This is a genomic window from Nocardia fusca NBRC 14340 (assembly GCF_001618425.1).
GTDB classification, from domain to species: Bacteria; Actinomycetota; Actinomycetes; order Mycobacteriales; family Mycobacteriaceae; genus Nocardia; species Nocardia fusca.
The window spans coordinates 17,607-30,878 of the sequence record NZ_BDCU01000047.1 but is presented as its reverse complement, the minus strand read 5'-3'; the positions used below and the strand labels follow the sequence as shown (position 1 = coordinate 30,878).

Here is a 13,272-nt window from a genome sequence, read left to right as displayed (position 1 = left end):
GCAAATTCAGAAGTACCAGGGGTAGGGGGTCCAGTCGGGAGCGCGCTTTTCCAGGAAGGAGTCGCGGCCTTCGACCGCCTCGTCGGTCATGTACGCCAGTCGCGTGGCCTCCCCGGCGAACAACTGCTGACCGACCAGTCCGTCGTCGGCCAGGTTGAAGGCGTATTTGAGCATGCGCTGGGCCTGGGGCGACTTGCCGTTGATGGCTTCCGTCCATTCCAGGGCGACGTTCTCCAGTTCGGCGTGGTCGACCACTTCGTTGACCGCGCCCATGGCGTGCATGTCCTCGGCGGTGTAGGTGCGGCCGAGGAAGAAGATCTCGCGGGCGAATTTCTGGCCGACCAGTTTGGCGAGGTAGGCGCTGCCGTAGCCGCCGTCGAAGCTGCCGACGTCGGCATCGGTCTGTTTGAAGCGCGCGTGTTCGCGGCTGGCGAGGGTGAGGTCGCAGACGACGTGCAGGCTGTGGCCGCCGCCGGCGGCCCAGCCGTTGACCAGGGCGATCACGATCTTGGGCATGAACCGGATGAGCCGCTGGACCTCCAGGATGTGCAGCCGGCCGGCACGTGCCTTGTCCACGGTGTCGGCGGTGTCGCCGCTGGCGTACTGGTAGCCGCTGCGGCCGCGGATGCGCTGGTCGCCGCCGGAGCAGAACGCCCAGCCGCCGTCCTTGGGGCTGGGCCCGTTGCCGGTGAGCAGGACGGCGCCGACATCGGCGGTCGTCCGGGCGTGTTCGAGGACGCTGAAGAGTTCGTCGACCGTGTGCGGGCGGAAGGCGTTGCGCACTTCGGGGCGGTCGAATGCGATCCGGACGGTGCCCTGTTCGATGTGGCGGTGATAGGTGATGTCGGTCAGGTTCTCGAACCCGGCCACTTCGCGCCACAGCGTCGGATTGAACGTCATAGAGGTGATTACACCAGGCCCCAATGGGGTCGTCGGCGGGCCGTTGAGTTCACCACATCTGAGCCGAAATGTTTGGACGCTGTATAACCCACAGTTACGGTGCGTATATGAGCGAGCAGACCCAACCGACGATCGACGACAGCGCTGTCGACGAGGATCGGTACGAGCGGCACGGCGGGTTCCCCAAGGTCACCCCGGCCCGGGTAGGCCCGGAATTCGGCGAATTCGTCGAGGCCATGCGCACGCTCCAGGACCTCGCCGTCTCCGCGGACGCCCCCGCCGAGGTGTACGGGGCGGCCCGCGACCAGGTGAACGCGCTGATCGATCTGCTCGGGCCGTACCGGGCTCCGGAGCAGCAGGGCCCGGCGGGCCGGGCCGTGGAACTCCCCGGGCGCGGCAGTCTGCTCCTGCTGCCCTGGCGGACGGTCTCGGCCGGACCCGACGGCATCGTGATGCAGGGCGTGTTCCGGCGATTCCATCTCGGCGGGAACGCCGCCGCGCACGGCGGTGTACTTCCGCTGCTGTTCGACGACCTGTTCGGGATGACCGTGCACTACGCCGGGCGACCGATCAGCCGGACCGCCTTCCTGCACGTGAACTACCGCAAGGTGACTCCGCTCGATACGCCGCTGACGGTGCGCGGCCGGGTCGAGCGCATCGAGGGCCGCAAAACCTTCATCAGTGCCGAACTCGTCGACGAGGAAGGCACTGTACTTGCCGACAGTGAAGGACTGATGGTTCAACTTCTGCCCTGGCAGCCGTGATCGGGGCGTCCCGGCGATATCGCCACGGCGGTATCCGTGCCGGGACCGGGGCTTTCGCTTCCCGGATGTGACGAGTCGCCCGGCCGATGGTGCTGGTCGGACCCGGTGCGGCGGGGCCGGCCCGGGTCGAATCACGCGGCGCCGAAGCACTTCCGTTGTTGCGGAGGCATCATCTCCGTCTGTTGCTTACCCATGCGGGGCGGAAAGTACTCCTGTGGGCGGTGCGTATAGTTGCGTTGCCCGTCCATACGAGTACTGATCCGGAGGATCCTTAAATTGGTTGCAGCACTGTCTGAATCACTGCTTGACGAGGCCACGCGCCCGGCCTTCCTCGCCGACGCCGTCCAGGTCCTGGACGCCGAGGTCTCCGATAAGGGTGGTGCGTCGGGTCTGGCCGTGAAGGGTGGGTACGCGGCGGTGAAGAAGATCAGCCCGTCCATCGTGCCCGACGCCCTGGAATCGCTGGCGCCCAAGCTGCTCGAGCAGCTTCAGCCGTACTGGAATGAGTTCCAGGCCGGTGGCACCGGCACCTTCGGTGAGCTGCTGAGCTCCAAGGGTGACGAGGTCGCCGAGTCCCTGCTGACCGTCACCGACGCGCGTGCCGCGAGCTCCAGCCGCCCGGCCCTGCAGAAGGTGTACAACTCGATGCGTTCCTCGGCCAAGAAGAACGTCATCGAGGCGCTGCCGCGGGTCGGCGACCTGGTGCAGAAGCACGCCGGCTGACCGACGTGTGATACGACCGCGCGTGCGCGCGGCACGTGGGGGGCCTCGACGACGAGGTCCCCGACGGGGGAGTTTTCGGGGGTATCGATATCCGGCGCGCGCCCCGAGCGGCGCGGAGCCGCCGGGTTCTTTCCACGCCGGGTACGGCCACGACTCATTGGTGTGAGCAGGGCGACGCCGACGCGGCGGCCGTGGTCTGACAATCTAGAGGCGTGAATCCGTCAACAGCGCAGGCGCGGGTGGTCGTCGACGAACTCGCACGCGGTGGGGTTCGGGAGGTCGTGTTGTGTCCCGGCTCGCGTAACGCCCCGCTGGCGTTCGCCCTTCAGGCCGCCGACGCCGCCGGCCGGCTCCGATTGCATATGCGGGTCGACGAGCGGACCGCCGGATTCCTGGCGATCGGCCTGGCCATCGCCTCGGGCGCCCCGGTTCCGGTGGTGATGACCTCGGGTACCGCGGTGGCCAATCTGGGGCCCGCTGTGATGGAGGCCAATTACGCGCGGGTGCCGCTGATCGTGCTCAGTGCCAACCGTCCGTACGAGATGCTGGGCACCGGCGCCAACCAGACCGTCGAACAGCTCGGTCTGTTCGGCAGCCAGGTCCGCACGACCATCAGCCTGGGACTCGCCGAAGCCGAGTCGGCCGCCGATTATCCGAAGCAGAACAGCGTCTGGCGCTCCACGGTGTGCCGCGTGCTGGCGGCCGCGCGCGGAGTCCGCTCGGGCAATGCCGGACCGGTGCACTTCGATATTCCGCTGCGCGAACCGCTGGTGCCGGATTCCTTGGAGGGCGAGAACGCCCCGGCCGGGCGCGGCATCGAGCGGCCCTGGACGGCAACGCAGTACGCCACCCTCGATGTCCCGCTCGATATCGAGCTCGGCCCCGATACCGTGGTGATCTCGGGGCACGGTGCCGGTCTGCACACCGAACTGGCGGCGTTGCCGACGGTCGCCGAACCCACCGCGCCGGTGCACGGTCCGGCCCTGCACCCGCTGGCCCTGCCGCTGCTGGAGCCCCGCCAGGCGATCATCACCGGGCGGCCGACCCTGCACCGCCAGGTCTCCCGCGTGCTGGCCGATCCAGAGGTCACCGTGTACGCGCTGACGACCGGTCCGCGTTGGCCCGACGTCTCGGGCAATGTGGTCGGTACCGGTACCCGCGCGGTGACGACCGGCACGCCCGATCCGCGGTGGCTGGCCCGCTGCCGCGATCTGGACCAGCGGGCCCACTCGGTGGTACGCGAGGAGCTGTCCCGGAACCTGAAACCCACCGGCCTGCATGTGGCCGCGGTAGTGATGGACGCGCTGCGCGAAGGCGATCAATTGCTGTTGGGGGCGTCGAATCCGGTGCGCGACGCCGCGATGGTGTCGACGCCGCGACCCGGCGTCCGGGTGCTGTCCAACCGGGGGGTGGCCGGTATCGACGGCACGGTGTCCTCGGCGGTGGGCGCGGCACTGCATCATTCGGGTCGCACTGTCGCGTTGATCGGGGACCTCACCTTCCTGCACGACGCCTCCGGCCTGCTGATCGGGCGCGGCGAACCACGCCCGGACGATCTGACCATCGTGGTCGCCAACGATGACGGGGGCGGGATCTTCGAACTCCTCGAACAGGGCGATCCCCAGTACGCCGGTGTTTTCGAGCGGGTGTTCGGCACTCCGCACGGGATGGATCTGTCGGCGCTGTGCGCGGCCTACCGGATCCCGCACCGGCAGGTCGGGCTGGAGGAGCTGGCGATCGAGCTCACCGGGCCGGCGATCGGGTTCCGGGTGCTGGAGGTGGTCACCAGCCGTGCCGGGTTGCGTGATCTGCACGCGGCGCTCCGCGCGAGTGTCGGAGCCTCCGCGTAACCTCCGCCTTCGCTCCGGCCGTGCGCGGCCGTATCGAATCGGTTTCGGCCACAACTCGGTCGGGTGTGATCCCGGCCGGTAGCCGCTCGGTATCTTTTGCCGCGCGGCCGGTGAATTCCACCGGCCGGGTTCGTCGGTACAGGTGGATCCACCGACCCCGAGGAGCTCCGATGCAACCCGAATTCGATATGTCGCAGGCGGCCGCCGCGCTCGCCGATATCGTCGCCGCGATCGGCGACGAGCAGCTCGACGTCCGGACTCCCGCCGACCTTCCGGTCCGCGCGATCCTGGAACATGTCGGCGGGCTGGCGGAGGCGTTTCGTGCCGCCGCCACCAAGGAGGCGGTCGGCGCGTCCGCGGCACCGCAGTTCGATTCCGGCGCTGCCCTGGCACCGGATTGGCGCGCCCGTATTCCCGCGCAGTTGAAGGCTCTCGCCGAAGCATGGCAGGAGCCCGGGGCATGGGAGGGTGAGACGGAGGCAGGTGGCGTGACCATGCCGGCGGCGGTCACCGCGCGCGTGGCGCTGGACGAATTGATCATCCACTCCTGGGATCTCGCGCGGGCCACCGGCCGCGACGTCGAGGTGGCCGATACCGATCTCGCGGTGCTGCTGCAGTTCCTGAAGGACACACCGCCGGAAGGCACACCCGGACTCTTCGGCCCGGTGGTGCCGGTCGGACCCGGCGCTCCTGCCCTGCACCGGGTGCTGGGGCTCACCGGGCGCGATCCGTTCTGGATTCCCAAGGCGGTGCGAGGCGCCCGGTGATGGGGTGGCTCCTCCGGCCGGGTCATGCACCGGTGCGGCCGAAGATCCCGGCCGCGGCCGCGTTCGCCGCGGTTTCGGCCGCCGTCCGGGCGGCCTCGTCGTCGATGGGGTCGCCGCTGGCCAGCAGCCGGTAGTAGAGCGGGCCGGAGACGGCGGTGAGGACCGCGCGGGGGTCGGTTCCGGCCGGCACCTCCCCACGGTCGACGGCGTCGGTGATACAGGGCGACCATTCGGTGAGCCGGACGTCATAGAACCGGCGCAGCGCCGACGCTGTGCTCTCGTCGCAGGTCGCGGCGGCGATCACGGCGCGGAACAGGCGGCCCTGCCGGGGGTCGGCGAGGGTTTTCGCGACCAGGCGGGCATTGGCGGTCAGATCGCCGAGCAGGGAGCCGGTATCGGCGCGCGGTAGCGACTGTTCGGCCATATCCACCAGGAGGTCGGCGATGAGCCCGGTCGGGGTGCGCCAGCGGCGGTAGACAGTCGTTTTGCCGACCTCGGCGCGCGTGGCGACCTCGGCGAGGTCGAGCCGGGCGAAACCGTGTTCGGCCAGCAGATCGCCGGCGACCTGCAGTACCGCGGCGCGGACGCGGGCGGTACGGCCGCCGGGCCGCACCGAGCCGGGCGCGGCCAGCTCAGGATCCATAACGGGACTCCAGTTTCATTTATCGCTCGATGGGTGTAGCTTCGAATTCGTTAACGAAACCATAGACCCTTTAGGAGTCGAGATGGAATACCGGCGGTTGGGTGCCTCGGGTCTGGTCGTTCCCGCGTTGAGCTTCGGCGCGGGGACCTTCGGCGGCCGCGGCGAACTGTTCGGCGCCTGGGGCGATACCGATGTCGACCAGGCTCGTCGGCTCGTGGATATCAGCCTCGACGCGGGCGTGACCATGTTCGATACGGCCGATGTCTATTCCGACGGCGCGTCCGAGGAGGTGCTGGGCGCCGCCATCCGCGGCAGACGCGATCGGCTGCTGTTGTCCACGAAGGCCGGACTGCCCACCGGGCCGGGCCCCTTCGACGCCGGCACGGGCCGCGGGCGCCTGATCGCCGCGGTGGAGGCATCGCTGAACCGGCTCGGTGTGGACCATATCGATCTCTTCCAGCTCCACGCCTTCGACGCCTACACCCCGGTCGAAGAGGTGCTGCACGCACTCGACGAGCTGGTCCGCGCGGGCAAGATCCGCTATCTGGGCGCCTCCAATTTCGCCGGCTGGCAGCTGATGAAATCGCTGGCGGCCGCCGACCGCCACGGGCTGACCCGCTATATCGCCCATCAGGTGTACTACTCACTGGCCGGTCGGGATTACGAATGGGAGCTCATGCCGCTGGGCCTGGCCGAAGGGGTCGGCGCGGTGGTGTGGAGCCCACTCGGCTGGGGCCGGCTCACCGGCAGGATCCGGCGCGGACAACCACTGCCCGCGGGCAGCAGGTTGCACAAGACCGCCGAGGCGGGGCCACCGGTGGATACCGAACATCTCTACGACGTGGTCGACGCGCTGGACGAAGTCGCCGCCGAAACCGGCCGATCGGTACCGCAGATCGCGCTGAACTGGCTGCTCACCCGGCCCACCGTCGGCACCGTCATCGTCGGTGCGCGCAACGAGGAACAGTTGCGTCAGAATCTCGGGGCCGTCGGCTGGGAACTCACCGCCGACCAGCTGGCCCGGCTGGACAAGGCGAGCGCGCTCACCCCGCCCTACCCCTATTACCCGTACTACCGCCTGCCCGACTTCGCCCGGCTCAATCCACCCGCCGCGTGAGCCGGGTCGTCAGTACACGTCCCGGACATAACGTTTCTCGGCGGTGAGCTGCTTCTTGAAGGCCAGGGCGCCCTCCTCGTCGAGCTTGCCGTGGATGCGGGCGATCCGTAGCAGCGCCTCGTCCACATCCGCGGCCATCCGCGCGGCATCACCGCAGACATAGAAGTGGGCGCCGTCGCGCAGCCACGACCACAGTTCGGCGCCGTGTTCGATCATGCGGTGCTGCACATAGATCCGCTCCCGCTGATCGCGGGAGAAGGCCAGATCCAGTCGCGACAGGTGACCGGTGCGGAACATATCCTCCAACTCGGCCCGGTAGTAGAAGTTCTGCGCGGCGTGCTGATCGCCGAAGAACAACCAATTGCGTCCCGTCGCCCCCAGCGCGCGCCGTTCGTGCAGGAAGCCGCGGAACGGAGCGATACCGGTGCCCGGGCCGACCATGATCATCGGCACAGTGGGGTCCAGCGGCGGCCGGAAATGTGGTGCGCGCTGCAGAAATATCGGTACCGCGGCGTCCGCGGCCCGGTCGGCCAGGAAGGTCGAGCAGACCCCGCCGCGCCGCGCCGCCGAGCCCGCGGCCGCCGGGTCGCCGTAGCGCACGATGCCCACGGTCAGCTCCACCCGGTCCGGGCTCGTCAGCGGACTCGACGAGATCGAATACTGGCGCGGCTGCAGTTTTTTCAGCACGTCGAGCCATTCCACCAGGTCGGCACGGACCGGGAAGTCCCGCAGCACATCCACCAATTGGCGGTCCCACAGATAGGAGGCGAGTTCGTTGCGGTTGTCGCGGCGCAGCAGTTTGGCGAGCCGGTTGCTCGGATTGTGTCCGGCGACGAATTCCAGCAGATCGCGCGAGATCCGGGTGATGTCGTAGCGGGTGCGCAAGGCCTGCTCCAGCGATATCTCGCCGGTGCCGGCCGCTACGGTGCGATTGCCGTCCAGACCGGTCGCCGCCAGCCATTCCCCGACCAGCGACGGACAGTTGGTCGGCCAGACCCCGAGCGAATCGCCCACCTCGTACCGGGCGTCGAGCCCGGTCAGGTCGAAACTGATCCGCCGGACCTCCTTCGCGGCGTCCGGGGTGGTCAGTACCTCGTTGCCCAGGAGGGGCGCGGCGACCGGTGCGGTGCGGGTGAACGCGGTGGGCGTCACCCGGCGCACCGGGAGCGGGGCGGGAGCGGTCCGTTCCAGGACACCGATCGCGGTGGCACCGCCGGAGGACGCGCCGACGGTTCGGCGCGAAGTGCCACCGCTGGGGCCGGCGGCCGGATCGGGTCCTCCCGGCTCGGACAGTGCGGTGATCACCGCGTCCAGCCAGTGCGCGCCCGGCTCGTCGAAATCGGGTTCACAGTCCTGGCGCGGTAGCAGCCGGGTCGCGCCGCGGTCGGCGAACAGGGTGTCGAGTTTGCGACCGTGGCCGCAGAAATCGTCGTAGGAGGAGTCGCCGAGCGCGAACACCGCGTACCGCATACCGGTGAGCCGGACCGCGCTCTCCGCGAGCCGGGTCCAGAAGTCGGCCCCGTTGTCCGGTGGGCCGCCGTCACCGAATGTGCTGGTGACGACCAGCACATCACCGGTCAGCACGTCGAGTTCGCAGGAGTCCATATCGAGCAGCCGCGGCCGGAGCCCGGATTCGGTGAGCCGCGCGGCGGCGGTCGCGGCGAAATCCTCGGCATTGCCGGTCTGGGAGGCCCACAGCACCGTTACGGTCCGCCCCGGCGTCGCGGCCGGATCACCGACCGCCGGGTCCGCGGGGACTCCGCGCGAATACATACCGGCCAGCAGCCCGTCCACCCAGAGCCGGCTCCGATCCGACAGCGGCGCCGACGCGGGCAGGACCGGCTGCCCGGAGACCGGCAGCGACTGCAGCGCGGCGAGATAACCACCCAGATAGATGCGTTCGGTTTCGCTCAGCGTCGGGGTGGCCGCGGTATCCAGGCCGAGCATCGTGGCCAGGGGATGAGGACCGGAACCGGTGGTTTCCGGCGCGCTGACCACTGTTTCCGGTCTGTCCGCCCGTTGCATCGGCGCGACCCGGCGCAAGGCGACCGCGCAGGCCTTGAATTCCGGCTGCAGCGAATCGGAATCGACCGCGTCATTGGTCACCGCGTTGATGGTCAGGTATTCGCCCTGTTCGTCGTTCCAGTGGAAAGGCGCGAAACAGCCGCCCGGCCGCACCCGGTCGCTGATCCGGGCGGGCAGCACCGCGCGCCCGCGCCGGGAGGTGATCTCCAATTCGTCCCCGGGCTCCAGCCCGAGGATACGGGCGTCGTCGGGATGGACTTCCACGAACGGTTCGCCGTTCAGCTTGGTGAGTTTGCCGACGCGACCGGTCTTGGTCATCGAATGCCACTGATGCTGCAACCGGCCCGTATTGAGCAGGAACGGGTAATCGTCGTCGGGCATTTCGTCGGGCAGCATATGCGGCCGCGGCCAGAAGACGGCGCGCCGGCTCGGGGTGGCGAACGCCAACCGGGGCGCGTGTCCTTCGGGATCGGTGTAGCGCGGCCCGCTCACGCCGTCGTTCCGATAGCGAATCGGATTGCGGCGTTGCTCGGGGTCGGGGCACGGCCACTGCATCGGACCCTCGCGCAGCGCGTCGTAAGTCATCCCGCTCAGGTCGTAGCCGGTGGCGGGGTTGGCGAAACGGCGCAGTTCGTCGAACACCTCGGCACTCGAGGCGTACTCGAAGCCGGGGAATCCCATGGCCGTGGCCACCTGGGCGATCAGCTGCCAGTCCGGCCGGGCGTCACCGGCCGGTTCGACCGCGCTCCCCAGCAGGGTGACATTGCGTTCGGAGTTCACCATCACCGCGTCCGATTCGGCCCACAGGGTGGCCGGCAGCAGGATATCGGCGTAGGTGTTGGTGGCGGTCTCGGTGTAGGCGTCCTGCGCGATCACCAGTTCCGCCGCTTCCAGACCGGCGATCACCGTCTTCCGATTGGCGACGGTCGCCACCGGGTTGGTGCAGATGATCCAGGCCGCCTTGATGGTGCCCGCGGCGAGTTCGCGGAACATCTCGATGGTGCCGGGCCCCGCCTCGGTGCGCAGTGTTCCCGGCGGCAGTTCCCAGGCGGCCTCGACGAAGGCGCGGTCGGCGGGGTTCAGCAGACTCCGCTGGCCGGGCAGGCCGGGACCCATGTAGCCCATCTCACGTCCGCCCATGGCGTTCGGCTGCCCGGTGAGCGAGAACGGTCCGCTGCCCGGACGGCAGATGGCGCCCATGGCCAGGTGCAGATTGCACAGCGCGTTTGTGTTCCAGGTCCCATGGGTCGACTGATTGAGCCCCATGGTCCACAGGCTCATCCATTCCCCGGCCTCCCCGATCCAGCGGGCGGCGGTACGGATATCCGCCTCGGCAAGACCGGTCAGCTCCGCCACCTTCTCCGGTGGGTAGCCGGCGAGGAACTCGGGCATGGCGTCCCAGCCCTCGGTGTGCTCGGCGATGAATTCGGTGTCGATATCACCGGCTTCGACCAGCAGATACAGCAGACCGTTGAGCAGGGCCAGATCCGTCCCGGGGGCGATCTGCAGGAACAGGTCGGCGCGGGCGGCGGTATCGGTGCGCCGCGGATCCACCACGATCAGTTTCGCGCCCGCTTTGAGCCGATCCGCCATGCGCAGAAACAGGATGGGATGGCAGTCGGCCATATTCGCGCCGATCACGAAGAACAGGTCGGCGTGCTCGAGATCATCATAGGAACCCGGAGGGCCGTCGGCGCCCAGCGACTGTTTGTAACCGGTGCCCGCGCCGGCCATGCACAGCCGGGAGTTCGCCTCCATATGGATGGTGCGCAGGTGACCTTTGGCGAGTTTCGTGGCCAGGTACTGCGCCTCCAGCGACATCTGCCCGGAGACGTAGAGCGCGATGGCGTCGGGACCGTGCTCCGCCAGGATCCGCCGCAACCGCGTAGCGGCCTCGCGTACCGCCTCGTCCACGCCGGCCGGCTGCGGTTGGATGCCGCGTTCGGGCCGCAGATAGGCGGTCGACATCCGGCCCGGTGCCCGCATCAACTCCAGGTGGGTGGCGCCCTTGGTGCACAACCGCCCGCTATTCGACGGATGCAGTTTGTCCCCGGTGACCTTGGCGATCACCGGCGCGCCGGTGTCGTCGGCCGCGGTGGTGACCTCGATACCGCAGCCGACCCCGCAATAAGAGCACGCCGTCCTGGTCGTGCCCGGCCGCCGGTCGCGCTTCGCTACCGCCTCCGGGTGTGACTCGCTCATGATGCACCTACCGGGCATGAGCGAGAACGGCGATCGGTCAACACGCTGACGCGGAGGCCGGAGCGCAGGCGAAGGTATCGCACTACCGCCTCCGGGCCTGACTCGCTCCTGCCGTGTCGATCGGGCATGAGCGAGGGCCCTGCGTGGTCACGCTCCGCTGCCGCCTCCGGGCCTGACTCGCTCCTGCCGTGTGCCTCGGACATGCCTTCGATCGTCCCCGCGCCCGATTTCCTCGGGTTTGCCCGATGTTATCGCCGGGTGACATTCCACTTCACCGGCGAAAATCACAGCTGTGAGGTAGATGAACCCGGCCGATACCGGGCGTTTCAGCCGCCGAGCTTGTATCCCCGGTGCAGTGCGACCACGCCGCCGGACAGATTGCGCCATTTCACCCCGGACCACCCGGCATCGGAGACCCGGCGGCCCAGCTGCCGCTGGTTCGGCCAGGCACGGATGGATTCGGCCAGGTAGACGTAGGCGTCCGGATTACTGCTCACCGCCCGGGCCACCTTCGGCAACGCCTTCATCAGGTACTCCATGTACAGGGTCTTGAACCCCGGAATGACCGGGGTGGAGAACTCGCAGATGACCAACCGGCCGCCGGGTTTGGTCACCCGCAGCATCTCCCGCAGCGCCAGATCGGTATCGGCCACATTGCGCAGCCCGAACGAGATGGTCACCGCGTCGAAGGAATTGTCGGCGAAAGGCAGCGCCATGGCGTCTCCGGCGACCATCGGCACCTTCCGGAACCGGCCGGCGGCCAGCATGCCCTGCGAGAAATCGGCGGCCACGCACCACGCGCCGGAACGGCCCAGCTCCACGGTGGACACCCCGGTGCCGGCGGCCAGGTCGAGCACCTGCTCACCGGGGCGCGGATCGATGGCCTTGCGGGTCGTCCAGCGCCAGTAGCGGTCCTGGCCGGCCGAGATCACGGTGTTGGTCAGGTCGTATCGTCGCGCCACCCCGTCGAACATCGACGCGACCTCGTGCGGTTGTTTGTCCAGCGAGGCCCGGACCGATTGTGTTTTCACCACATCCCGACCCTAATAGGCGCAGCCGGGCGAGGCCCATCCGCAATCCGCGCATGGCCGCAGCGAATGGGGAGGTACGCCTAATACGGTCTGCCGCGTCCGGTCACGCCGAGCGTGACAACCGGTATCCGGTGCCGATCACCTCGGCGTAATGGTTCATGAGTTCGGTGCAGACGGCAGGCCACGTGCGGTGCAGCACCGATTTGCGGGCCGCCCCGGCGAACCGCTCGCGCAACTGCGCATCACGCAGCGCCGCGACGGTGCCGGGCAGCAGTTCGGTGAAATCCCGCACCGGGAGCAGGTAGCCGTTGCGGCAGGACGCGATCAGGTCACGCGGGCCGCCGGCGTCGGGACCGATCACCGGGACCCCGGACGCCAGCGCTTCCTGCACGCCCTGGCAGAACGTCTCGTGCTCACCCGGATGCACCATCACGTCCAGGCTCGCGTAGGCCCGGGCGAGCTCGTGGCCGCCGAGTTCGCCGGTGAAGATCGCGCCCGGCAGCAGACCGGCGAGTTTCTGCCGCTCCGGACCGTCGCCCACGATCACCAGCTGTACCGACGGATCGTGGGCCAGTACCGAGAGCCGGTCCACGTGCTTTTCCGGGGCCAGCCGGCCGACGAAACCGACCAGCAGTTTCCCGGTACCGCCGCGCCACTGCCCACGCAACTCTTCGCTGCGCGCGGCCGGGGTGAACCGCACCGTATCGACTCCGCGACCCCAGGTGTGCACCCGCGGGATCCCGTGCCGGGCCAGATCCTCCACCGCCGCACTCGACGGCGCCAGCGTCCGGACCGCGCCCTCGTGGATGCGCCGGGTCCAGCCCCAGGCGGCGCGGGCCGCCAAACCCAGCCCGTAGCTCTTCGCGAAACCCGCCACATCGGTCTGGTACACCGCCACCGCGGGCAGGTCCAGCCGCAGCGCCGCTGCCATCCCGCCCGCACCGAGCAGGAACGGTGAGGCCAGATGCACCACATCGGGATCGAAATCGTCCAGTACGCCGACCATCCCCGGCTGCGGCAGGCCCACCGGCAGCGAACTGATCTTCGGCACCATCACCGCCGGGACCCGGTGGACCGGGAACCGGCCGTGGTGCCGAGGAGCGGGGGGCTGCCCGCGCAACGTATCGGGCGCGATGACGAGAGCGTCGTGCCCGTGCCGATGCAGATGATCCAACACTCGGAGCACCGAGTTCACGACGCCGTTCATATTCGGGAGAAACGACTCCGCAACGATGGCTACGCGCACTCGC

10 protein-coding genes are annotated in these 13,272 nt (G+C 68.9%); 5 read left to right on the top strand and 5 right to left on the bottom strand.

The features are described from left to right. Positions 1–6: 6 nt before the first annotated feature. The gene (locus tag NF4_RS28275) at positions 7–900 is read right to left on the bottom strand and encodes a 1,4-dihydroxy-2-naphthoyl-CoA synthase (protein ID WP_063130433.1); all 894 of its coding nucleotides are present in this window, start codon (positions 898–900) and stop codon (positions 7–9) included. A gap of 107 nt (positions 901–1,007) precedes the next feature. Between NF4_RS28275 and NF4_RS28270 the strand changes: the two genes are divergently transcribed. The 4 genes from NF4_RS28270 to NF4_RS28255 all read left to right on the top strand — a co-directional run bounded on the left by NF4_RS28270 (position 1,008) and on the right by NF4_RS28255 (position 5,004). Continuing rightward, entirely contained in the window at positions 1,008–1,664 is a 657-nt protein-coding gene (locus NF4_RS28270) for a PaaI family thioesterase (protein ID WP_063038137.1), read from the top strand. 276 nt (positions 1,665–1,940) lie between these two features. Further along, positions 1,941–2,387, top strand: a complete 447-nt coding sequence (locus tag NF4_RS28265) for a DUF6918 family protein (RefSeq protein ID WP_063130432.1) — start codon at positions 1,941–1,943, stop codon at positions 2,385–2,387. A 212-nt stretch (positions 2,388–2,599) separates the two neighbouring features. Beyond that, positions 2,600–4,237, top strand: coding sequence for a 2-succinyl-5-enolpyruvyl-6-hydroxy-3-cyclohexene-1-carboxylic-acid synthase (gene menD / locus NF4_RS28260; RefSeq protein ID WP_063130431.1), 1,638 nt, complete (start codon positions 2,600–2,602; stop codon positions 4,235–4,237). Positions 4,238–4,407: 170 nt separating this feature from the next. After that, positions 4,408–5,004: a TIGR03086 family metal-binding protein gene (locus NF4_RS28255; protein WP_063130430.1), complete on the top strand. Its 597-nt coding sequence runs from the start codon at positions 4,408–4,410 to the stop codon at positions 5,002–5,004. A gap of 22 nt (positions 5,005–5,026) precedes the next feature. Here the strand turns inward: NF4_RS28255 and NF4_RS28250 are convergent, their stop codons facing one another. Continuing rightward, positions 5,027–5,647 (bottom strand): TetR/AcrR family transcriptional regulator, encoded by a 621-nt coding sequence (locus NF4_RS28250; RefSeq protein WP_063130429.1) that lies wholly within the window; start codon positions 5,645–5,647, stop codon positions 5,027–5,029. 82 nt (positions 5,648–5,729) lie between these two features. On the opposite strand from NF4_RS28250, the gene NF4_RS28245 reads away from it, so the two are divergent. Continuing rightward, the gene (locus tag NF4_RS28245) at positions 5,730–6,764 is read left to right on the top strand and encodes an aldo/keto reductase (RefSeq protein WP_063130428.1); all 1,035 of its coding nucleotides are present in this window, start codon (positions 5,730–5,732) and stop codon (positions 6,762–6,764) included. 9 nt (positions 6,765–6,773) lie between these two features. Here the strand turns inward: NF4_RS28245 and NF4_RS28240 are convergent, their stop codons facing one another. The 3 genes from NF4_RS28240 to NF4_RS28230 form a co-directional block, all read right to left on the bottom strand. Beyond that, entirely contained in the window at positions 6,774–10,991 is a 4,218-nt protein-coding gene (locus tag NF4_RS28240; RefSeq protein WP_063130427.1) for a bifunctional nitrate reductase/sulfite reductase flavoprotein subunit alpha, read from the bottom strand. A gap of 326 nt (positions 10,992–11,317) precedes the next feature. Beyond that, complete coding sequence (locus NF4_RS28235) at positions 11,318–12,025, bottom strand: demethylmenaquinone methyltransferase (protein WP_084533543.1); 708 nt, start codon at positions 12,023–12,025, stop codon at positions 11,318–11,320. Between the two features lie 100 nt (positions 12,026–12,125). Beyond that, positions 12,126–13,268, bottom strand: a complete 1,143-nt coding sequence (locus NF4_RS28230) for a glycosyltransferase family 4 protein (RefSeq protein WP_084533541.1) — start codon at positions 13,266–13,268, stop codon at positions 12,126–12,128. Positions 13,269–13,272: the final 4 nt, after the last annotated feature.

Excerpts from the sequence above, each read along its gene's own strand:
- NF4_RS28255 (WP_063130430.1), top strand. The coding sequence starts at position 4,408 with ATGCAACCCGAATTCGATATGTCGCAGGCGGCCGCCGCGCTCGCCGAT.
- NF4_RS28250 (WP_063130429.1), bottom strand. The coding sequence starts at position 5,647 with ATGGATCCTGAGCTGGCCGCGCCCGGCTCGGTGCGGCCCGGCGGCCGT.
- NF4_RS28245 (WP_063130428.1), top strand. The coding sequence starts at position 5,730 with ATGGAATACCGGCGGTTGGGTGCCTCGGGTCTGGTCGTTCCCGCGTTG.
- NF4_RS28275 (WP_063130433.1), bottom strand. The coding sequence starts at position 900 with ATGACGTTCAATCCGACGCTGTGGCGCGAAGTGGCCGGGTTCGAGAAC.
- NF4_RS28240 (WP_063130427.1), bottom strand. The coding sequence starts at position 10,991 with ATGAGCGAGTCACACCCGGAGGCGGTAGCGAAGCGCGACCGGCGGCCG.
- NF4_RS28270 (WP_063038137.1), top strand. The coding sequence starts at position 1,008 with ATGAGCGAGCAGACCCAACCGACGATCGACGACAGCGCTGTCGACGAG.